Here is a 22,483-nt window from a genome sequence, read left to right on the forward strand (position 1 = left end):
ATCTTGTATTCAATTGTATAATCATTTGTGTAATTAATTTTGTTTAATTACTTACCTAAGCCAATTTCAGGCATCCAGATTTTATCACCTGACAGTAAAATATACTTACCTTCTACTAAGCGATAAACTTCTAAACGTTGACGTTTACGGCGTAGCCGTGTTGGTGCGTAAATAACATAATACAAAATGCCTAATTCGGCATAATCAATTTTTTTCTGCTCATATTCGCCGTTGTAAGTTTGCGAAACTACTTCTAAAGCTAAAATCGGGGGAATACCCTCTTCTTCCCATAGAACATAGCTAGAACGTCCATTTTCACCCACGAAACGTTCTACACCCAGACTCAAAAATCCATCCGGAACGATCGCGCCTTGATTTGGCGTATGATATATACCCAACCCATATTGATACCAAAAAACCAATCATCACGGCTTTGCCAGATTGTCGCTAAGATGGCTAACAACAAATTGGGAATTAATATTTGCAGTTCGTTATCCACTGGTGTATCGTCTGAGTCTGGTAATTCTGCCGATGAAGGTAAGCAGTCTAAGGGATTGTACTTGTACATAGTAGTTGGAATAAAGTGATTGGTAGCGATCGCAAAGTTAACACCAAATGTCAACTTAGCAACTACATTACCCCATTTTATATAATTGGCGATTAGTCAAATTCAGTTAGGGTTATCTCTTCATCAGAGAAATGAGCCACTATTTTTAACTTTCCACCCAAAGCTTTAACGCAACGAGAGAGTGTAGATAATTGAATATCTTCTTGAGTTTCTAATTCAGAAATCGCAGACTCCAACACATTGAGGTCGTTTTCTAACTCATTTTTTGTCAGTGCTAAAGATTCCTTCAGTTCCATCAGGTTAATATGCAGCAACATCATCTTAGCACGGGCTGCACTCTCTGCCCTGCGCTCAGGTGTCATTCGCTTTCGCAATTCGCCATAAGGCTTTGTTTTCATATTTTTAGTTCATAGTTGAGCTAGCTTTTGTTTGTAGTTTAAGTCCCCTTGCGGGGAAGAGAGATGAGAGATTAATTAGTCTAATCATCCAGCATCTCACGGATTAATGTTTCCGTCCCCTTGCGAGGAAGCTTACATCAGTGAAACCAGGAAAAACATTTTTTTCTACTTACATACCCTACCTATATTAACTCATTTTTTATGAGCAAGATAAAGGCGATAGTCTGCTTCTAAATTCATCCAAAACTCTGGTGATGTACCAAAAGCTTTGTGTAACATCATTGCGATTCTATATGTTATTGGTTGGATTCCTTGAATTATTCCATTCACTAACTCAGGTAAATCTTCTGAAATATTACTAAGGTCTTCTAATGTAAGACCACTAGCTTCTAATTCGTCCTGTAATATTTCTCCAGGTGAAAAAAATATTGATGGAAAAAACTGTTGATACATACCTTTACTCTTTCTATCATCAAATTATATCCTTAATAACAAGATTAATTGAAAAGCTGTAGAGAGGTAAAAATGTCTCTACAGCTTTTTGAGTAGTTAGTGATAATCTTCAATTTTGAGTATCAGTAGGTATTTTATACCTTCTGTTTCCTCAAACTTTGTTATTAGCCTCCAGTTACCAGTTAGTGATAAAGCGTACTCTTGCTTACAATTACGGTTAAGCCTGTGAAATTTCAGACTCTTAAAGTTGTATATATCTTGTTCGCAGTTCGCGGCTGAAATCATCGCCATAGCCTTGAGAAAGGCTTTTACTACTGCTTTTGGATATTTCTTACTTTCTTGACTTAAGTAGAGAGCCTGTAATTCCTTGAGCTTAATTTTGAATGGTAAACGACCTATGACTTTGCATTCAGAGTTTTCTGCAACAGAAAGTTCGTTACTACTCTCCTGAGAATTAAGACTCGATGACCTTGCAAGGTTTTGATTTTTATGAAATTGAGACACCGACGATGCAGGATGGTTAGAGTAATTTTTGAGGTTATTAACTGGTTTCATTATTTGTTTGTTCCATAGTTGTAAATACTCCTTACTTAGTTACAGGGAACACTAAAATCTATAGTATCACAATTTTTTTCAATGATAACCTACCCAACATACTTGACGCTTTTAATACTTCCATCTTCCTTGATAACTGTAATTTTCACGTGAACCTTCTGTCCTTCTGTAAGTAAACTAGCTTTCTTCGGTTCTTTCTCAGTTAACTTAATTGTCCCTAAAATTTCATAAGTGACCTTGTTACCATTAATTTTCGTAACAACTGCATCTAATATCTGGTCAACTTGGAAGTCCTGAGATTTAGCAACCTTGGCTATTTCCGCCTGACGCGCTGACTCTGGAGGTGCTGCGCTGGGGGTAGCAATTTCACCAATGGGAACGCCTGCGTCTTTGTAATAACGCATGAGGCGAGATACCCAACCTAAAATTTGCAGGATGGTGTGAGCATCACTAATACTTTTGAGATAATCGCTACAAGCTTTATCTATACTGCGATAGTAATCTGTGGTTTTCCCACTGTGTCCTATTTGTCTACCATTGCTTACCAAGGTTTTGAGATACTTGAAAAACCTGGAAGTTGCATCCGGTTGATGAACGTAACCACGCAGATAAGCAACTGCTTTGCCTAACTCGTTGACATCGGTATTATCTTTTACTAAAGTTAGAGCGATCGCATGAGCAATTTCCCATTGTGCATCTGTTATGGTCATAGTTAATACATCCCTGATGGGGGTTCGCGGTCGGTTGGGTAGCGCAGCACTTGTGTTAGTTCTTCTAGTTGTGGTTTTTGAATGAGGCGTGAGTGTGCAGCTTGAATATTTTGCTCTTTAAATTGTGCTAATTTTTCTCCTGTGAGTTCATCAGCTTCGCTAATTTCATAGGATGAATAACGCTGTTTTAAACTTTGCGGCTGTTTGATTTTATCGATAGTTACTGTCATTGTTCCCATCCCAATAGGCTTACCACCACCGACTTTTAAAGCTAAGGGATATTTAGAATCTTGTCCTAAGACAATTAATAGAGTCCCTAATTCTTCTGGGAGTAAGTTTTTGAAATGTAATTGAGTTTTGAAAGTATATTCTCTCCCCGCTTGTTGGACAGGAATACCAGAATTTTGTCCTTTATCAATGGCTTTAATGGTATGGTAATAAAACTTACGTCCTGCGGCTTTACCTTTAAGAAAGTATGCGCTACTTTGGTCTGGTCTAGGACGATATAAGGAAGGCATAAATCCAGTGCTAGAACCCATGCTTTCACATTTAGCATCATTAAAATCTAGCAACCCTTGCCAATCTAATGCACCAAATACCCGACTAGCTGGACACAGTTGTTCTTTGTTACGACAAGGTAGACGTTCTGTGGGAATTTTATCTCTATACCTAGAAGTAATAACAGCTAATGTACTATTGGTCACAGCTTCATATACAGACCGAATGCAGCCTTTAAGGGAACTACCTTGAATTGATAGCTTTTGGTCAACTCCCTGCGCCATTGTTTTAATTAGGGGTATGCGGTTGCTACCGATGTCGCTACCCATTGCAACTATCCCGGTGGAGATGTGCAGGGATGTCTGCACTTTTAGGGTAAGATAGAGTGTACCGTGTAGGCGATCGCTCAAATATTTATGATGTCCCACCGGACGCTGTAAGTTAGGACGTTCTGGCGGGAAAGAAACGAACTCATAAGGCTTTGGTGCTAGTTCTGGGTTAGATGACTCTCTAGGAGTCGGTCTTTTGGGTGGTGGGGGAGGAGTTCTTGTCATGTTAGTGTACCTCTACAGTTAAAGCTACAAATTGCACGGCGGATGTTTCAGCATCAATAAAGTAACGTTGTGCTAATTTGGGTTGTTTTTTGTTATCTTTCCCTAGTCGAATATCTAAAGTTTTGGGATAAGTGAACTCTTTTGGAAAACGAGTTTCATCACGACGATAACCATAAGCTGGATAGGCGTTGGATGGAAATTTGGAATTATCCTGTGGTTCTATTCGCCAATCTTTACTAATGGGTTGGAAAGTATCATAATTATCAATGATAGTCAGTAGTAGCACTTCATAACTATTTTTGTTTTTTTGCTTCCACCGTAATTCAAACTGATGATTAAACATTTGCCCCTCAAGCATGGGAAAATCATCATTTTTAGGTGCTTCTTCTTTAATTCCACTAACTTGGTGATGACAACGCCAAAAATAGTAACTATTTTCAGAAGCAAATTCTTTAATTAAATCTAGCAGTTTAACCACTGATAAAGCTTCTTTAACACCAACAAAAGGTTTCATTTCGCACCCACTAATAACTGACTCCAAGACCTAACACATCTTTCAAATAAATCGTTAACCGTTCCTTCTCTCCAAACAAGTTGGACACCAAAACCTAAATCCATTTCTTGGGCGGCGACTGGTGTATCTTGATGGTCTGGTTTAGCAAAACCATATAATTTTGCGTCTTCAACTTGTAAAAATTCCCCTACACCTAAAAGAAAAGTCTTACTCCATTTCTGCTCACTACCCAGAGCATAAATTTGCTGTTTATCTTCTGATAAAATACAACCAGGATACTGTACGACTGCTTGATTAAATTTCACTTCTACAGTACCCAAGCCGCGAGATTTGGCAAAACCTAAACCAAACCAACCATCATTTAAATCTCGCAATACTAAACCAATTAAACCTAATTGCGCTAAAGTAAAGTTCTTGAGATGGATTTTAGTTTTAAATTCCCCAGCAGTGCAGACTTGATAATTAAACGGCCCAACTGCAACAGAACCAAATACTCTATCAATTGCTACACCATTACGTTCTTCAATTCTGAGAGGCTGTGAACTATCTGGGTGAGCATCTTCAATTCTGACACGACTAGCAATAGAAGTATTACCAAACATTTGATCGGTAAAACAAGAAAGTTTGTAAATATCGCTGGCTGAATTAACATTATTGAGATAGTCATATTTATCATTTAATGGGTCATTCGCCCAAGGTAAACTAGAACTATTATCGCGTCTATCTCTCCCTACAGTCCTAACTATGCGTTCTGCATGAGCGCGAATTGCTCCTTTTAAACTGCTCCCTGGTAAATAAATTGAACGTCCCCCAGCGTGATAGGTTTCGACAAATTCCATATCAGGTTTTGTGGGGTCTGCTCCTTCTTTTCCTGATTTAATTAAAATCGGACCATCAGGTATGATGGTTAAATGAATTGTGCAGTGATTGACAAATCTTTTGTGCATGATTGGATTTATTTGATAATAAAGATTAAGCTGCTACTAAATTATTTAGCTGTACTTGACACTGTTGGAATATAAAATTTACAACAGAAAATAATTTATCTAGTTCGTATATAGTGTAAGGCGTGATATTTCTAGTAAATTTTTCTCCTTCTAATTTACCAAACTGCCATGTTGCACCATTAGAAACAATGCCATAAATTATTATTTGGTATTCTCCATTGAGTCGTTGAGCCGCAATCATTTCTGCTAGACATTGCGCCCAGCCAGCTTCAAAGTTATCTTGCTTGGCTTCTACTAAAATGAAATATGGTTTGTCAAATACTACTTTTCCTAATGGAGAACGTTTAGCTAAAATATATTCAGGAAACCCCGATAATTTTTCGTGATAATTTAATGACTGATGACTCCAGAGAATAAAATGATGGCGGTAGGTTTTCCAGACTTCTTTGATAACTGGATAAATCAGGTTTTCACAAATAGCAAACTCTGAGTTATCAACAACAGCATCCCGCATCATCAGTTCTAAATCTTCGCGGAAATAGTCAGAAATATTAAACGCAAGTTCACTAATAAAATTTGCTTCGGTGTAAGTGACTTGAAACGCTTTGAGAACCTCACCGATGGTTTTGAAATTACTGAAAGCCATATTGACCTCCTCAAGAATTTTGTGTTGCTTCAGTGCTGGGAGTCTTAGATATATTCTCACCTAACTTATTGATAAGTGCTTGAGTCCATTGATTCTTGAATGTTTTACCATCCTCATAGCTGGGTATATCCTCACCTGTATTCGTATTAACTAATTCTTGTAGGTAAGCTAATAGTTTTTCTGGGTCGTTGTTGACATCAAGCCAGCGCATTTTCTCAATATCTAGTTTAACCACACCTAAGCCACGCGATCGCCCTCCTCCAAGTGGTATCTGTTCTGTCTCAAACTGGTGTAACCCAACCATCAACAGTCCCAGTTCATATTCCTCGGCGTTTTCTACCACGGCTTTAAATTGAAACTGCGTCCCAGCCGGTACAACTTGGAAGTCGTAGAGTTTCCCGTCTGCGGCGGTTTCGGTGTCTCTATCGATGGCTACACCGTCTCTTTCTTGATATTGTCCAAACCAAGTGTCAGGGACTATGGTTAAGTCTCTGAGTTGAAATTTGCTAGCTATCCAAGGTGAACCAAAGAGAAGAGATGTTAGATCAGTTTCATTAATAATTTTCTCTGTGAGTAACTGATCCCTTTTTCCACTTCGTTCTGCTTGGGGATATTTTTCAAGTTCTTTTTCAAGATCTTTCTTAATACCATTTTCTCCATTCATCCGGTCATTGGTAATTGACCATTCGGCTTCTATGGCGGGATTGGCTGCTAAATCTGGATTGATACCTCTGAGAAAACTTTCGAGGCGCGATCGCATTGCACCTTTAAAGCTAGAGCCTGGTATTATTGGATTACCCAAAGCATCTTTAATTACAGGTAAATCTGAGCCTATGGGTTCACTAGAACGGCCTGCGCTAATACGTAATGCTGTTTTTGTTGTCAGTACGCCTGTAATTTCTAGGCGGTTTTTGAAGGTTTCAAACATAGCTAATTACTTGAGTATTTATAATTTTAGGGATTTTTATTTACTTCGGGTTCTTTTCCGTAGCGGCGAAGTCTTAGTATTCCACTAATCGAAATACAACTTATTCGTAAGCCTTGAGTAACTCGAAAATGTGCAACATCATCATTCCTATTTGTATATTTATCATATCTAAAACCTGTATGTTCTTTTAATACACTAGTATTACCATTTGATTGGTTGAGCAAATTTGACACTTTCGCAAGGTCTTCTTGCAGTTGTAATTTTTCTTTTTTATCTCTTATTCGGTTGTAATCACCTCTAAAGTTATCTTCATAATGAAGTTTTGGAAAAATCAATAAATCTTCTGAGAGTAAATTGATTTTGCACTCATTCCAAATTAATAGTCCCCAATTAGAAATAGTTACTTTTCCATCAATTTCAGTGAATAATGATTCTTCAATCTTTTCATCCTCAATTTGTTTAGGGGAAAAACTAGCTCCAGCATTTAATAATGCTAAGGTAACTTTATGCTTTTTAACTCGCTCAGAATCTACAGTAATCGGTAAACGTGGAATAGTAATTAACTTAGATGATTCACCTTCAAACACATATATAATTTTATCGGCATAGAACATACCAATAGTATTCATACATCCTTGAATTGCCTTAAAACCGCCAACTAAATTAAAGTAGATAGAATAGCCATCTTTCTGAGACTCTTCATGTCTTTTAGAAAGCCAATTAATTAGATCGTCTATTCCTTGTTTGAAGTTTGCTGTATCTTCTGTAGAAAGCTGATCAGGGGTATATATTTCAATAAAATTGACTTTCTTGTGTAAAAAATCCTTAATTATTTTTGCTGTACTTTGTCCTTGATATGTTTCAGTTGTAATCAACCAGTGAGTATCTAGCTTACCATTCTCAACGTTATCTTTATATAAGCTATAGATACCATTTAGTTCAGCACTAGCTTCTTTAATTTCTAAAATATTGCCGCTATTTAACTTTTCCTCAGCTCTGTTTTTTAGGTCTAGAAGAATATTAATCACTTCCGGCTCATGTCGTTTAATTCTCTCCTCTGTCCAGTTGGCAGTTTTATTAAGTAGTCCCTTCCAACTTTTTGGATCTTTGGGGCGAATTTGGTTAGAAAGTAAACTTGTGCCAACAGTTGATACAACAAAGCGGTACATCTTTAAAGACTCCTAAAAATTTGATAAATATTTTATTTTTGTAAATTCATTTCACCGACTGAGGCTGTATGTTCTCTAGCTAAATATCCTAAAAAAAGTTGCACAAGTTTAATATGAATATTTTTGCGTAGTTGAGTTTGATTATTTATGTCATTTAAATATGCTTCCAAACTATGATCTTTAGGAATATTTATCCTCAATTCTGTTAAAATAGATTGTGCATTATTCTCTAAATCATCTAGTGCATTTACTAGAGATTTAGCAAATATATCTTTATCTTTTTGTGTTGTCCAAATTGGGCTTGAACCACTCCTTCCCACCTGATAACGAATGTAATTTTTAATAATTTCAATTGAAGAACTTGAATCAACAGCAACAGCCAAGACATTTCTGAAAGGCGATTTTTTATCTTTATTTGCTATGGCAAATTTATCTGATAAATCTTTCATTTTTTCGATAACTTCATCCATTTGGTTACTGATACATTTCTCAACTCTTAAAGCCAGTTGCTCTTTTAATAAATTATCTAGTTCCGCCATGATTAAACAGCCTCCTCTCTGAATATCAAGTGAAATTCATTGCAAATTTGGACTTGTCCGAAGCCTTCGCAGGTGCGATCGCCTATTCCATAAACCTCTAAATCTTCCCAGGCTTGTAACCAGAGATTCTTATTTTCTGTGCTGAATAAATAGACACTTCCTTTATTTGTTACTAACTCTACATCTTTCATCAAACCCCAAGCAGCATTCCAGCCTGAACGATAATCATAACTACTGTAAACAGCCTGAACGTCTAGGGAATCATCCTTTACTCCAGTATATTTCTGTAACATCTCTGGAGAAATTACCGTTGTACGCTGCCATTTTTCAGTTAATATTGCATCTGCTTGTAAATCCACAGTGAAATAAGTGCGATTTTCTGGCAATATCTCTAAAGGATTGCCAAATATTTTGCCCCATTCACTCCAGCGTTGACGTAATTTTTGATTAAACTCGTCTATTTGGTGAATAACTATTGATTTAATATCATTAGGTGCTTTAGCTGTAATTTTTACCTTACCTAAGCCCCGTGAACCTGCGCCACCTAAACGTAAATCATCTTGATGATTTTGAATAAACTGTTGTAAAGATACAGCTAAATCATCATTTACTAAAACTATACCTGTATATGTGACAGGTCTTTGTTTATTTTCTTGAGATTCATTTAAAACCGCAATACTATATAATACCCTTTCTTCAGAAGTTGCACGGCGGCGATTAATACCTACTCTAGTTAATAGACGAGCATTTGCAGAAGGGGTGTAGTAATCATCATCATGTTCACTATAAAAACCGCTAAAATGATCAACTCTTTCTCCATAAGTTGAATGTTCTGTTGGGCAATTTGGATCATATATTTGAGCATATTTTTCAGCACAAAAACGGTCTATTAAAGTATCAAAAACACCATTCTTTTCAGAGTCACCTGTTTTAAATCCAGATTTACTCTTAGAACTCAGTACAGTAGCAGGTAATACTTGCACATTAGGCTTAAAGACACAATCGTCATAAATAGTGATAATTCCTGGGTAGGCATTTTGAAAAATTGCTGGCTTATCTCCTAAAAATAATTGATGAAAATCATCATCATCACTAATTGATTGATTAGTTTGCTTTAGTATTTGACTAGCGACTGCACCACGAATTACAGAACCAGGAATATATTGTTCAACTTCACTCACATTTCCACCTGGTTTTTGTCTACCAATCGCTAAAGGAGACAGTGCTTTAATTTCTAGATTAATTTTCTTCATTGTTTTCAAACCCTTTAGCCAGAAAATTCCATGCTGCTTGTTCTATAGGTAAAGTAGGTAATTCCCAATGTAGCCAGCCTAACCCTGCTGATTTACTACCACCTAAAGCATTAATATGGCGCAATCCAGCTAAAATTAGTGGTGCTGCATAACTAGGCGCATTAGATAAATAAATATTACCTGTAAACTTCAGTTGAATATTTACTGGTGATGTTTCTAAAAAATAAAGTTTGTCTTCTTCAGCAGTCCGGCGACGGCGGTTGATAGTTACACCAGGACGTATAACTTCTGGTAAATTATCTGGTTCTTCTTCACAAATTAGATCATCTAAAATGATACGAGAAGGTAAAACAGGATTGCCAAAAATTTGACAAATTAAACAATGATGATGTTTATCTTCCTCTGATTCCGATATTTTATATTCTGTTCTAGCAAAATTCTCTGTTAAACTTGCTCTTTGTGGACACATAGTTTGAGGGTTAGGAGAATAGCAAATAGGCCACTTTAAACCCCTCGCAATTTTTTCGCATTCATGGCGCAAACGTCCTTTAAGTTGAGAACCTGGAATTAGTAGATTATCTTCAGCGTTGCGAACAATCGGTTTATCTGCAAGCGAACCGGAAGAACCACCAGCACCAATACATAAAGCCGTATCGATGATTGCTGTAACAGTGTAAGTTTGCAATGAGTTTGATAATTCTTGTAGTTTAATCACGACTCAACCCCCACAGATGCAACTTCTGATGTTTCATGTTCTGGTACTTCTACAAAATCGTAGACATCTACCATATCTCGCCAAATTGTTTCATAAAATGGATCTTCAGGATGTTTAGGATCAAGTCTGCCGTTATCATACATCCAAGGTGCTAAATTACCGTTATTTTCTTTATCTTTAGGTAAACACCAAGCCTCTTCAAAATCTCTGAGTAATGCTTCCTTACCTTGTTTTAGTCTCACTCTGAAATAGCGATAGTTGAGAATAGCTGTGTGTTTACCCCGTTCTAATAAACTACGAATTTGATAAAGTTGTGACTTGGGAAATTTAGCTTTTTTTAAGGCTGAAATAGAGGTGATTAATCCTCTTAATTCATGTAGAGTGTATGGTGTGGCGTAGAGTTTTAATTTTTGTGGGCTGTTTTTAGTTAATGCTTCTTGACGAAATTCTTTAACATTCGATGAAATCATTGTAACTGATTTGAGAGTTAAAAAATCAACTGTTCCGCCATAATAAACAGCTTTTTTTAATGTTTTTGCGCGTTCTTTCGCTGATTTTAATAGTTGTTCTACTAAGTCTCTGGCGTAGTATATGGGTGTGTTTACAGCCGTAATTAATACACCAATTGATGTACTTAGTTCACAGTCAGAACGTTTTGCTGTTGAGGGTTTATAACGTTGATATTTATGCGGTTCAAATGGTTTAGTGTGATTCAGGCGATAATTACCAGTAATTTCTTTAGTTTCTCCATTGGCTAATTTATTCTCATTAATTTGAGTCTCTTGCAGTAGGATTTTTTCAAATCTCTCGCCTATCATCTGAGATATTTCTAAGGCTTTATTTGCAGGAACAATCAATAAAATATCATCACCACCAATGGTAAGTATTTCAAAAGGATGAATAAATTCACCATTCTTTAAATTTGATTCGTCATCATTTAAGTTACGTAGTTTGTGAGGATGTAAGTTTTCAGCTAATGCTTGGTACACTGCATATTCGGTTGCTAAAGCCACATCTTGGCTAAATTCTTGATAGTCTTTTGGTGTCTGAATTTTTTGGATATAACCACCCATATTATTACCATCGGCGTAAATATAAGCGATATAACCACTACTGGCGTTAGATACTTGGGTTAAAGTCTCAGCAATTTCTACTTTTTTATTTATGGTATTGTCGTAGTATTTCGATTTTAAACTCGGATTCTGTTCTAAAAAGAGTTTAAATCTATCTACCCAGCTTTCAATAACGCCTCTTTGCCAAGTTAACCCAGACTCGTTATACCAACGAGGATTATTACTTAAACTATCTTTTGCTCTATCACCTACTAAATACTTACGTACCGATGCTTCTGAAAAATTGGTTTCCCTTGGTAGTTGATCTACTCGCATGATAGCAGAACGGCGATCGCTACCATCACGCATCAAGTAAGGATGGGTTTCAAACATCGGCGGATAGCGGCGACTGGGACGATTAGCTGTATTATTCCCACTACGACGCTGATTAAATAAAATATTTAATTTTGTGGTTAATTCGTTAAAACTCTTACGTCTTTTAAATGCTTCTATTCTTTCTGATTCATTACCAGGATAGCCAAAATAAGCTTGAACTAATGGCTTTTTAAATTCCCGATGATACCAATCTAACCATAATGTATTTTCAATTGGCTCTCGTAACAAACCAAATCGTAGTTCCAGCAATTTAAATTTATCACCTACAGCGCAAGAGTTAGCTGTTAAAGTTTCCTGAGTATAGCGTTTTTCAATTGCATTGGCTAATTCATCAACATAAGCAGCAGGACAAAAAGCCAGGATATTACCACCTGTAGAATAAATAATTAGTTCTGGAATCAGCGAATCAGATAATTTGTAATTTTCTGATTCGGGCTTTGCTGGAAAGTTATCGTTTAACCAAGTTCTAATTTCATTAAATTGGATATTGTAGCAGTTTCTATCTTCTGCTGCCATCTCTTGGGGATTTTTCTGGTTAAAAAAAGCAGGCAAGTCAATGATATTTATTCTATCTAATAAACCAGATGCCCCGCGAATTTCTTGAATTTTGGCTGATTCAAACACATATTGTTTAATTTTAGTCGCACCACCATACACTAAACCAATGCGAGTATTCTGATTCCACAAATCAGGATAATTATTCTTTAACTCGGTAAGGGTTGTGGGAAAATAACTGTTATCTATACTTTGTAATTGTTCTACCTGTGTAACTAAGTATTGAACATCTTCTGGTAATGCTTTTCCCTCCATTAAAGCCTCACGCATTTGCTGTAAAACAGCTAGATCAAATCGTGGTTCACGCTGATTACCCCAGGCTAAACACCAGCTAATTGCTATGGCGATATTTTTTTGAGAGTTTGTCATAAAATTGGCAATCTTAGGAATTTAATTAATTGAAATAATCTTTACACTTTGTCAAAATTCTTACCTGCTTAAATAAAATTCACAAACAGCACCTACTGAGACATTTATCTAAGCAATCCAATCTTTTGCACAATCATGTCGGCGTGTATGCACAAATTTCACAGCCGCAAAAATACTTAATAATTGATGTCGCAGTTATTAACCTGACCTTAGATATTATTAGCAGGTAATTTCATCAATGGCATCTGATATTACAAATTTTGATGGTTCTGCTGTTTGCTTAAGCACAAACCTGATAGTTTTATTTACGTTTTTCCTCTTGTTGTGTGGATAAGTCAAGATAACTATAAAGTCCCACATCAAGGTTATCTGTCTCGCGCCTGGCTTCCATGACATCGCGCTGGAGGTTACGCAAAAGTTGGAATAAAAGCCTGTCGCAAATCTCACCCACTAGTAAACTACCTAAAAATACCGCGACAGTACAACTAATCACCGCGAACAAACCTAGAGGCGCAATAATTAAAATTACCCAAGTCGTTGCTGCATTTACTACCGCCACAATCCAGCTACGATAGCGTATCAATTTCTTCGCTACAGATGTAGACACAATCTTTACCCCGTCTCGTTAATTTAGGATGACCCCATTGTACACCCCCTTGGAAGAGGGGTCTTCCAGCATGGTGGAAAATAAGAGAGACAAGGGAAAATTGTTACCCCAATTCCCCACTCCTAACTACGAATTACACATGACCACCTTATATTTAACTGAACCAGGAACTATTGTGCGCGATCGCAATGAATCCTTAATCATTGTGAAACAGCAACAATCTACAAAGTGTCGCTTGGCGGAATTGACTCTAGTTATAGTTCTACCCGGCGTACAGTTAACGGATGTAGTGATTTCTCGGTTACTTGACCGGGGTATTGAGACGATTTTTTTGCGTCAAGATGGACAATTTCGCGGTCGTCTTCAAGGACAGTTTGCGACTAACCCGACTATTCGCCTAGCGCAATACCGGACTGTGGAAACTACTTTCGGGATGGCGTTAGCACAAAAGTTAGTCATCGGTAAAGTTCGTAACCAACGGGTGCTGCTACAACGGCGTAACCGTGCTACTAATGGACAAATTAGCGAATTAACGGAGGCGATAGATTTAATCAGTGTCTATGCTTCCCAGTTAAATAAGACTACAACTCCCCTGAATCGGAATGAACTGATGGGAGTAGAAGGAATTTGCGCTCGTACTTATTATCAAGCACTTAAGCATTGGTTTCCTAGCCAGTGGAATTTTAACGGACGCAATCGCCGTCCACCATTAGACCCGGTGAATGCGTTGCTGAGTTGGGGGTATGGGGTATTGTTGGCGCGGGTGTTTGCGGCTTGTGTTCAGGCGGGACTTGACCCATATCTGGGATTTTTTCACGCAATTGAACCTTATCGCCCGAATTTGGTGTTGGATTTGATGGAGGAATTTAGACCGGTGGTGGTAGACCAAGCGGTGATTTCTCTGATTCAGGCGGATTTATTGACACCTGATGATTTTCTACCCTCTCCTGACGGGGTAGGGATTTGGTTGGGAACTATGGCGAAAAAGTTATTACTGGGTGAGTTGGAGAGAAGATTTCGCACTACCATGCTTTACCCGCCGCAAAATCGTCAGTTAAGCTTGAGTCAAATTTTACTAGAACAATGCCGCAGTTTAGGACGCTGTTTATTACAGTCGAGTTTAGACTATGAGGCGTTTGTGATTAAATGACTTGGTTTGTAGTCAGGACTTTAGTCCTTTCTTGCAACTGCACTAAAGTCCTGACTACGAACATGAGATTAATTCTGGGGAAAACTCAATTAATGCCAAAACTTTATTTAGTGTGTTATGACATACCCGACGACAAGCGGCGGACTAAGTTGGCGAAGTTGTTAGAACAACGCTGTCAACGGGTACAGTATTCGGTGTTTGAGTGTCCTTTGGATGAGTCAACTATTAACTCTCTACTGGAGAAGCGTTGGCTACCTACTTTGAAGTTGAATGAGGATAGTTTGAGGATTTATCCCCTAGATGCAACTGCAAAACAGCAAACGCGAGTTTATGGGAGTCAGCCTCCTTACGAACCGCCAGATTATTTAATTTTGTGAAGCTTGATGTCTAGTCTTTGGTGGGGATTTGCAGGCTGAAGTTGATGATTTTGCTAGTGATTAGCGGTTTGTAACGGAATGTAAAGTTACCCGCAAGTTTGTCGCGGCGATTTATCAGGAGTATGTAAGAGTAAAGTTGTGTTAATAAAAGAAAAGTTTGGTTTTTTGCCTTGACTGCTGGCGATTTTTTGGTTAAATTATCTGTAAAGCTAAATTTTAATGAAAATAGCTTTTCAATTTTACTACTGATGCTTGAAGTTACTTTGTCTTATCCGTAGCTCGGCGCAACTGAACCTTGAAAACTAAATATATCAATAGTTTCCAAAGGGTAGGGTTAAACACGACCAATTCCCCGCAAGGGGACGGAAACTTAGACTGTTGGCGATCGCGGTCAACGGGGGGTATGCAAAAGTTAAACACGACCAATTCCCCGCAAGGGGACGGAAACATGATAACTTTACAAAACATTGTCACAATCTATCTATGGTTAAACACGACCAATTCCCCGCAAGGGGACGGAAACGTTACTAGAAGATGATCCTGAAGCAAAAGAGGTTGATTTGTTAAACACGACCAATTCCCCGCAAGGGGACGGAAACGTTTAGGTTTTATTCTAAAATAAAAAACTATCCCGTAGTTAAACACGACCAATTCCCCGCAAGGGGACGGAAACGATTCTGCATACTTTTTAATGATTTCGGACAACGCTTCCGTTAAACACGACCAATTCCCCGCAAGGGGACGGAAACAACTAATGAAGTGGGCAGAGTCCCTAAACATTGCGTTAAACACGACCAATTCCCCGCAAGGGGACGGAAACACACAGGGAAATTTACTTCCCTTCGGGCATAATAGTTAGGTTAAACACGACCAATTCCCCGCAAGGGGACGGAAACCAACGATAGCTTATTCAGGGCCATAGGGATAATTAAGGGGGGTTAAACACGACCAATTCCCCGCAAGGGGACGGAAACCTACCCTGCATTATTTCAGGAGTGGATACACATTCAGCGTTAAACACGACCAATTCCCCGCAAGGGGACGGAAACGACATCGGTCAATATGTAGGAATCCCATAGTGAACTAATCAATTAAGTTAAACACGACCAATTCCCCGCAAGGGGACGGAAACTTAATGTAAACTTTCTTGTCAGTTCTAAATACGATATCGTTAAACACGACCAATTCCCCGCAAGGGGACGGAAACTGTAGGTCTTTTGGCGGACTTGCCTCATAGCCTATGTTGAGTTAAACACGACCAATTCCCCGCAAGGGGACGGAAACATTTGATTATTAGTAGTAATTAGAAGTGCGCGAACACCCGTTAAACACGACCAATTCCCCGCAAGGGGACGGAAACCAGCTAGGCTTTTCAATCCCTCTTTTGCTTCCTCAGTGGGTTAAACACGACCAATTCCCCGCAAGGGGACGGAAACAAAAGGAGTAATACCATTAGCCCCTGTCAGCATAGCTTCCGTTAAACACGACCAATTCCCCGCAAGGGGACGGAAACGTACTTGCCTCCGTTGTAGGAAGCAAGGAATTGCCACCCAGCGTTAAACACGACCAATTCCCCGCAAGGGGACGGAAACGCCCCTGAGTATCGTACCGCGTACCGAAGTAGCCAAGTTAAACACGACCAATTCCCCGCAAGGGGACGGAAACCGGTCAGTGGTCGGGTCAATACCCTTCTCTACTAGGGTTAAACACGACCAATTCCCCGCAAGGGGACGGAAACTGTTGTTGTTTTTGAATATGCAATAATAGAAGTCACTGTTAAACACGACCAATTCCCCGCAAGGGGACGGAAACTTTTAGTTAGTGATTTAACTAACTGTTCTAATGATTTTTGTTAAACACGACCAATTCCCCGCAAGGGGACGGAAACACTTAATAATGTAACAGAAGATGAACAAATAGAATCTCCTTTTGTTAAACACGACCAATTCCCCGCAAGGGGACGGAAACTTTATATGTATAGACTTAAGAAATCCTACTAATAAAAGTTAAACACGACCAATTCCCCGCAAGGGGACGGAAACCATGATTCCAGTACCCTATTAACCCTAGTGCTAATAGAAGAGTTAACGTTAAACACGACCAATTCCCCGCAAGGGGACGGAAACAACACCAACGGGATCTGAGGACTAAAATCAGCTGACAGAATTAGCATAGATGTGTAGAGTAGTTGAGGAATGATCACCATCTTTCAACATTGACGCATCCATCTATGGATAGAAAAACTAAAAGACTGTTGTTGCTTGTAGCTTCCTGTAGTGTAGCTGGTGTAATTTTAGGGGGGACTACCAGTTGGGCTGAAAGCAATTTGTGCTTGCAAGCCGAACAGGTTACAAGCGATTGCTTAATTCAAAGTCCCATGCAAAAAACTATATCAGGCATGAGTACAGGATTGTTAGCTGGAGCAGGGGCAGCTTGTGGTGTAGCCTGGAATGTAAGCCATGAAGACTAGAAAGTGTAATTGCGATCGCGCACCCACAGACTAACCGGTACAGCGTTACCTTGGGGGTCTACTTTAACTTTGACAGTGATTGGTCGTAGCCGTCTAGTTCTATTTTGACTAACAGAACGGCGGATATCCTCACTAATTAATTGGCGTTGTTCATCAGCGATATTGAATGTTTCTACACCGTAGTTAACAAAACCATTCTCATACACACCTCTGAGGGCTACTTGATTGTTAGGGAGGGACATAGGCAAGGTACTAGTTACACGCACAGGTCGCCAAGCCCTAGGTACACCACGATTAAATGATTGTTGTTCTCGCAAAATCACATATAAATTAGTTCCTGAAAGTAATTGTCCGTTCCTCCCGCGATTACTTCTGACAACATCATTCCAGCCAGATAATCTTCTCAAATTAGAGAGCCGAGCTATGTTGTAATCAAGATTGAGAGTATAACCTTGCAATACACTTTCGGGGGATGAAGTCACAGTCTGCAAAATCACCTCCTTACCTGTGAGGTTAGTATATGCAGCTTGGGTAGGGACTGCCAAAATGATGCCAGTTTGCAGCATCAAGGGAACTAATAACCGCCAAAAAGGTAAGGGCTGGTTATATTTTTGTTCCGTCGCAGTCAGGTAATCTTTAAAAGTCAGCTTTTTCGAGAACTCCGCTTCCGGAGACAAAGTTTTACTTTTGCTAGATTCAGAGGATTTATCAGACATGGCCGTAGTCCTAAAAATAATGGGTTGTGGGGAAATTAAAACAGGACTTACGCAGATTGGAGATTGGGGATATTCCTGCACCAGCTTTTAATCCAGCCAAGAAATAAATTAGGCTAATAGCTAAACTGACTTTTCAGGTTGTGTGGAAAAGGTAACGGGAAACCTAACCCCCTAACCCCCTTCCCTAGTAGGGAAGGGGGAACAATTAAAGTAGGGGAGTTACTGTGTACACACAAGTCTGATAACCTTATTCCACATCGTTTTGATCCCCCCTAACCCCCCTTAAAAAGCTACGGTGTATACACATCTTTGTGCTGGGTACAAAATGTGGTTTGATCCCCCCTAACCCCCCTTAAAAAAGGGGGGAATAGATTCAAAGTCCCCCTTTTTAAGGGGGATTTAGGGGGATCTGAATGGATTTGATACATCACTAAGGATTTTTCAAACATCATCTTAGGGGGGTTAAGGATGGGGTTCTTCTCGCAGTCAACGGAAAAACGCTATAGAAGACTTGAGTTATTAAGTAGAATGGCTTAATTAAACATAAGTTAGACCTAACCCCCAACCCCTTCCCTTGTAGGGAAGGGGAGATTGAAAGCCCCTCGCAGGGGAGAGGTCTTACATTTAATTAAGCCTACCCACTCAGCACTCACTACCGGCTAAACGCCGCGCTACCGCTAACAGCACTAATTTTTACTCTTATTCCCTGATGAACTAGATGAACTAGATCCACCAGTAACACGACGTTCAAACCACAATCCTGTGCTAATTAATATCGAACCGCACATGACAAAAACCATCGATCTAAACAGTAAATCGGTGTTATATTCTAGCATTCGACTAATAACTAATAGGGTTAACAATAGCATCCCGCCCCAAAATGAGCGTCTATTGTTGAGTTTTAATCCCTCTTGAATGAATCCCCAAGAAAGTACCACCAACAGCACACTGAAAATGAAACTACCTAGGTCGCCAATGCGATTAACAGCTTGATGCAAAAAAGGTACTACTACTATAAAACCTAGAAAAGTAGCAATCAGACCAGTATTAAACACCACTTCCCGCCGGGGTGGGTTATTTGTTTGGCGTAAGAGAAATAGCCATTGCAATACGGCTAGACCACTGAGAATCCCCAAATCGATGATTGGGAGAGACATTAAACCGTTGTTTCTTGATGTAAAGGAATTAAAAGCAAGTCCTTGCCATGTCCATCGAAAAGAAAGAGCATAAAAGACTAAACCAAAGGCAATTAAAGACAAATTCCGGGCTAGGGGTTGAAATAACCTGTAATTGATTGAGGGAAACAGTAGGTCGTCATAACTCCAGAATAATGCAGGTGGCAGTGCTAAGGCAAAGGATGCTACCCAAGGGGCCATATTAGAGAAATTCTGTAATGGTAGGGGGTTAAGATTGAATTGTAGGGAACTGACAAAAAAGAAAGCGGCGAAGAAGAAAATCCACCGGGAACGACAGGAGTAGGCTAAGGGTACGAACAATAGCCATGAGATTAAAGGCATATGTCGGACTGCTAACCTAGCCCAATTCCAGTCAGCCGACAATGAAGAATTCCATAAATCGCCTAATCCAGACCAATAACCAATCTGCACAAGGATAATGGCTAGAATCCCTAGAGAATTGAGGGAAAGACTATAAGCCATGAAAGAGACACCAAATCCCCAGGCGAGAAATAGTTGTGTCATCGAACCAGTGATATTAAAAATCTGCGCCATCAGCATGATGTTCACACCGAGGATTAAAGCCGCTAAGATTAACAGTGCTTCTCCTAAAATGCGATTGCTGCGGCGTTGTTTTTTCCCTTCACTTTTCCCTTCACTTTTGCCTGAAGCTGGTTCTTGCCAAGTGTAAAAACCTGTGATGCTAACGAAGATAAACAAACTCATCATCATGATAAATTTGACATCTCTTGACCAGGCAAACCAGTTAGCAGCGACGAAGGTGGTTACACCCAAGACCAACAGAAGACCACCGCCAGCGATCGCAATCATCATAAAGCGATCGCGTGCAGCTGCTTCTAAATTCTTAAACTGATGGCGATCGGCAATTTGTTGATATTGGGAAGAACTAATGATTCCTTCATCACGCCATATCTGTGCTTCCCGCCGCAATCTCTTCTGAAAATTATCAAACATCGTGACCCTCTCTAGTGCGTTTGGGCAGCTTGGCAATCAATCGTCCAGGATTTACGCAAAGAGATAGTCTTTAAGTGGGGATTGGGGACTAGGAATTTTAGATTTTAGATTTTGGATTGAATAATCTAAAATCTAAAATTGCAAATCCAAAATTGAAAAGTTGGGAATTGGGGATTAGGGACTGGGTATTGGGTATTGAGGATAATACTCTCCCCTCTCCCCTGTCACCTGTCACCTGTCACCTATCACCTGTCACCCATTCCCAATTGGAATGATGGTCATTATGTTCTAAAGTATGAGGCTAAACCACTGATAAGCATTGTTCTTCTGTAACACTTTGACTAATGGAAAAACCATCAAATTTATTACTGAAACTTGCCCGACGTTTGTCCGAAAACCCTGATAATCAAGAAAAATTTCTTGAGTCATTAATTTCTCCTCAATCCTTTCATCCCTGTATCCTTTGGTGTCAAAATAAGCCAGATAGCTTACCTTTTTCAGTAGAATCTCCATTGAATTGGCAACCACAGTTTATAGATCGTTTAGAGTTAGGAGAAAAACCAGGTAAACACCCCTTACATCATCAAGGATATTTTTATTGTTTAGATTTTTCTTCTGTATTTGCAGCTTCTATTTTATTAGCAATTCCTCAATCGGTGCAGTTAATTTTTGATATGTGTGCTGCACCAGGGGGTAAAAGCATATTTGCTTGGCAAGCTTTGCAACCAAATTTAATTATTTGTAATGAAGTCATTGGTAAACGTCTAGGAATGCTGATATCTAATTTAAAGCGTTGCCATATTAGCCCTAGCATTGTAGTCAATCGAGATTCTAGTATTTTTGCAGAAAATATCCCCCTAACCTGTGATTTAGTATTAGTTGATGCTCCTTGTACTGGACAATCTCTATTAGCTAAAGGAGAAAAAGCACCAGGATGTTTTCACCCAACGGCTATTAATAAAAGTGCCAATCGTCAAAAAAGAATCATTGCTAACTCCGCGCAATTAGTTGCCCCACAAGGTTATTTAGCTTATATGACTTGCACCTATTCCCCAGAAGAGAATGAGCAGGTTGGTGAGTGGTTTTTATCACGTTTTCCGCAGTTTCAGCCAGTAAAAGTGCCTCACTTAGAAAATTATCAATCACATCTAACAAACATTCCTTGTTACCGTTTATTTCCTGAAGATAGATTAGGTGCTGGGGCGTTTACTGTGCTGTTTCAAAACACTGATGTAGGAGAACAGCAAGAGTTAGATATGGAAGTTTTAAATGATTTAGGTATTATCCAAAATCTTTGAAATCCTTGTTTAAATTAGCCATCTTCTTTGATTTGCAAAAACTCAGCCAATACTACTCTAGGGCTTACGCAACTGGCATATTTTGTACGTAGGGTGTGTGACGCTGCGAAAGTATTTGAAGGTAGTTATGAGACTTATAGCGTCACGCACCAACCATCAATTGTGACACTTGCGTAAGTTCTGTACTCGATTAAGAAATTGACATCACAGTAACTCATTCTTTAGACATACGAGGAAATCCAGCATCACACGTCATTAGCTGGAGGAGAGTTAACTGATTACTTTCTTAGGATGGCTAGAGAACTGTAAAGCTTTATTTTCACTATTGCTGTTAGTACAAATAGTCAAACATAGGGGCTAAAAGTATGACAATGACAGGATTAGATATTTTTGATACAACCTTGCAGAATACGATCCCTTGGGTGAATGATTTATGTAATAAATTGGGATGGGATAACAAACACAAGGTATTCCAGGGATTGCGGGCGACCTTGCACGCTTTGCGCGATCGCCTGACAATAGAAGAAGCTGCTCATTTAGGCGCACAGTTGCCCATTTTACTAGGGGGATTCTACTACGAAAACTGGCGACCTGGGGCAACTCCCATTAAAGATAGAACCAAGGAAGCATTTCTACAACATATCCGTGACTACTTCCGCACTTCTGACCCCGATATTGATGCTGAGATGGTAGTGCGTGCCGTCTTCAAACTCCTAGCTGAGAGAGTGACTAGAGGCGAAATTGCTGATGTTATTAATATGATGCCTCCTCAGTTACGAGAACTTTGGCCGGAAGAAGTCCGTGCTTAAGAGATTTGGTTAGTAGGGGTGGCTACTGAGATACGAATACCATTGCCGAAACGTTTCTTGACATAAAAACGGCAAATTTCCCGCTTA

General features: G+C 39.1%; 22 protein-coding genes, 1 pseudogene and 1 CRISPR repeat array. Of the genes and pseudogenes, 5 read left to right on the forward strand and 18 right to left on the reverse strand.

The window, feature by feature from the left end; genetic code table 11:
* Positions 1-53: 53 nt before the first annotated feature.
* The 16 genes and pseudogenes from ACM0OR_RS06310 to csx18 form a co-directional block, all read right to left on the reverse strand.
* A pseudogene (locus ACM0OR_RS06310) lies at positions 54-568 on the reverse strand (Uma2 family endonuclease); the annotation flags it as partial.
* A gap of 92 nt (positions 569-660) precedes the next feature.
* On the reverse strand, positions 661-966 hold the full coding sequence (locus ACM0OR_RS06315; protein WP_414575479.1) for a transcriptional regulator: 306 nt from the start codon (positions 964-966) through the stop codon (positions 661-663).
* Between the two features lie 192 nt (positions 967-1,158).
* Complete coding sequence (locus tag ACM0OR_RS06320; RefSeq protein ID WP_414575480.1) at positions 1,159-1,419, reverse strand: helix-turn-helix transcriptional regulator; 261 nt, start codon at positions 1,417-1,419, stop codon at positions 1,159-1,161.
* Between the two features lie 96 nt (positions 1,420-1,515).
* A complete protein-coding gene (locus ACM0OR_RS06325; protein ID WP_414575481.1) occupies positions 1,516-1,974 on the reverse strand; it encodes a type II toxin-antitoxin system RelE/ParE family toxin in 459 nt (152 codons plus the stop codon).
* 89 nt (positions 1,975-2,063) lie between these two features.
* A complete protein-coding gene (locus tag ACM0OR_RS06330; RefSeq protein ID WP_414575482.1) occupies positions 2,064-2,684 on the reverse strand; it encodes a hypothetical protein in 621 nt (206 codons plus the stop codon).
* Positions 2,685-2,686: 2 nt separating this feature from the next.
* Positions 2,687-3,736 (reverse strand): RAMP superfamily CRISPR-associated protein, encoded by a 1,050-nt coding sequence (locus ACM0OR_RS06335; RefSeq protein WP_414575483.1) that lies wholly within the window; start codon positions 3,734-3,736, stop codon positions 2,687-2,689.
* A 1-nt stretch (position 3,737) separates the two neighbouring features.
* Positions 3,738-4,250, reverse strand: coding sequence for a hypothetical protein (locus ACM0OR_RS06340; protein WP_414575484.1), 513 nt, complete (start codon positions 4,248-4,250; stop codon positions 3,738-3,740).
* The gene (locus tag ACM0OR_RS06345; RefSeq protein WP_414575486.1) at positions 4,247-5,197 is read right to left on the reverse strand and encodes an RAMP superfamily CRISPR-associated protein; all 951 of its coding nucleotides are present in this window, start codon (positions 5,195-5,197) and stop codon (positions 4,247-4,249) included. The genes ACM0OR_RS06340 and ACM0OR_RS06345 overlap by 4 nt, the downstream gene beginning before the upstream one ends.
* Positions 5,198-5,222: 25 nt before the next feature.
* A complete protein-coding gene (locus ACM0OR_RS06350) occupies positions 5,223-5,843 on the reverse strand; it encodes a hypothetical protein (RefSeq protein WP_414575487.1) in 621 nt (206 codons plus the stop codon).
* Positions 5,844-5,853: 10 nt separating this feature from the next.
* Positions 5,854-6,771: a CRISPR-associated RAMP protein Csx7 gene (csx7, locus tag ACM0OR_RS06355; RefSeq protein WP_414575488.1), complete on the reverse strand. Its 918-nt coding sequence runs from the start codon at positions 6,769-6,771 to the stop codon at positions 5,854-5,856.
* Between the two features lie 26 nt (positions 6,772-6,797).
* Positions 6,798-7,940, reverse strand: a complete 1,143-nt coding sequence (locus ACM0OR_RS06360) for a putative CRISPR-associated protein (RefSeq protein WP_414575489.1) — start codon at positions 7,938-7,940, stop codon at positions 6,798-6,800.
* A 32-nt stretch (positions 7,941-7,972) separates the two neighbouring features.
* Positions 7,973-8,479: a hypothetical protein gene (locus ACM0OR_RS06365; protein WP_414575490.1), complete on the reverse strand. Its 507-nt coding sequence runs from the start codon at positions 8,477-8,479 to the stop codon at positions 7,973-7,975.
* Between the two features lie 2 nt (positions 8,480-8,481).
* Positions 8,482-9,732 (reverse strand): CRISPR-associated RAMP protein Csx10, encoded by a 1,251-nt coding sequence (gene csx10 / locus ACM0OR_RS06370; RefSeq protein ID WP_414575491.1) that lies wholly within the window; start codon positions 9,730-9,732, stop codon positions 8,482-8,484.
* Complete coding sequence (locus ACM0OR_RS06375; RefSeq protein WP_414575492.1) at positions 9,719-10,447, reverse strand: RAMP superfamily CRISPR-associated protein; 729 nt, start codon at positions 10,445-10,447, stop codon at positions 9,719-9,721. Before ACM0OR_RS06375 ends, csx10 begins: the two co-directional genes overlap by 14 nt.
* The gene (gene cas10, locus ACM0OR_RS06380; RefSeq protein ID WP_414575493.1) at positions 10,444-12,819 is read right to left on the reverse strand and encodes a type III-B CRISPR-associated protein Cas10/Cmr2; all 2,376 of its coding nucleotides are present in this window, start codon (positions 12,817-12,819) and stop codon (positions 10,444-10,446) included. Before cas10 ends, ACM0OR_RS06375 begins: the two co-directional genes overlap by 4 nt.
* 301 nt (positions 12,820-13,120) lie before the next feature.
* Positions 13,121-13,426, reverse strand: a complete 306-nt coding sequence (gene csx18 / locus ACM0OR_RS06385; RefSeq protein WP_414575494.1) for a CRISPR-associated protein Csx18 — start codon at positions 13,424-13,426, stop codon at positions 13,121-13,123.
* Positions 13,427-13,496: 70 nt separating this feature from the next.
* On the opposite strand from csx18, the gene cas1 reads away from it, so the two are divergent.
* From cas1 to ACM0OR_RS06400, 3 genes are all read left to right on the forward strand, one after another.
* Entirely contained in the window at positions 13,497-14,576 is a 1,080-nt protein-coding gene (gene cas1 / locus ACM0OR_RS06390; RefSeq protein WP_414575495.1) for a CRISPR-associated endonuclease Cas1, read from the forward strand.
* 92 nt (positions 14,577-14,668) lie between these two features.
* Positions 14,669-14,953 (forward strand): CRISPR-associated endonuclease Cas2, encoded by a 285-nt coding sequence (gene cas2 / locus ACM0OR_RS06395; protein ID WP_323266122.1) that lies wholly within the window; start codon positions 14,669-14,671, stop codon positions 14,951-14,953.
* A gap of 333 nt (positions 14,954-15,286) precedes the next feature.
* A CRISPR array of direct repeats spans positions 15,287-17,079; the repeat unit is 37 nt; unit sequence GTTAAACACGACCAATTCCCCGCAAGGGGACGGAAAC.
* Positions 17,080-17,183: 104 nt separating this feature from the next.
* The gene (locus ACM0OR_RS06400; protein ID WP_414575496.1) at positions 17,184-17,423 is read left to right on the forward strand and encodes a hypothetical protein; all 240 of its coding nucleotides are present in this window, start codon (positions 17,184-17,186) and stop codon (positions 17,421-17,423) included.
* Here ACM0OR_RS06400 and ACM0OR_RS06405 read toward each other — a convergent pair.
* Positions 17,420-18,139, reverse strand: coding sequence for a GDYXXLXY domain-containing protein (locus ACM0OR_RS06405; protein ID WP_323264661.1), 720 nt, complete (start codon positions 18,137-18,139; stop codon positions 17,420-17,422). The two genes, ACM0OR_RS06400 and ACM0OR_RS06405, sit on opposite strands and share 4 nt — an antisense overlap.
* 686 nt (positions 18,140-18,825) lie before the next feature.
* Entirely contained in the window at positions 18,826-20,289 is a 1,464-nt protein-coding gene (locus ACM0OR_RS06410) for a DUF2157 domain-containing protein (RefSeq protein ID WP_414575497.1), read from the reverse strand.
* A 344-nt stretch (positions 20,290-20,633) separates the two neighbouring features.
* On the opposite strand from ACM0OR_RS06410, the gene ACM0OR_RS06415 reads away from it, so the two are divergent.
* Together ACM0OR_RS06415 and ACM0OR_RS06420 are read left to right on the forward strand one after the other, a co-directional pair.
* Entirely contained in the window at positions 20,634-21,587 is a 954-nt protein-coding gene (locus ACM0OR_RS06415) for an RsmB/NOP family class I SAM-dependent RNA methyltransferase (RefSeq protein WP_414575498.1), read from the forward strand.
* Positions 21,588-21,952: 365 nt separating this feature from the next.
* Positions 21,953-22,396: a DUF2267 domain-containing protein gene (locus tag ACM0OR_RS06420; protein ID WP_414575499.1), complete on the forward strand. Its 444-nt coding sequence runs from the start codon at positions 21,953-21,955 to the stop codon at positions 22,394-22,396.
* Positions 22,397-22,483 lie beyond the last annotated feature (87 nt).

It is taken from the genome of Anabaena sp. CCY 9402-a (assembly GCF_963920945.1).
GTDB classification, from domain to species: Bacteria; Cyanobacteriota; Cyanobacteriia; order Cyanobacteriales; family Nostocaceae; genus Trichormus; species Trichormus minutissimus.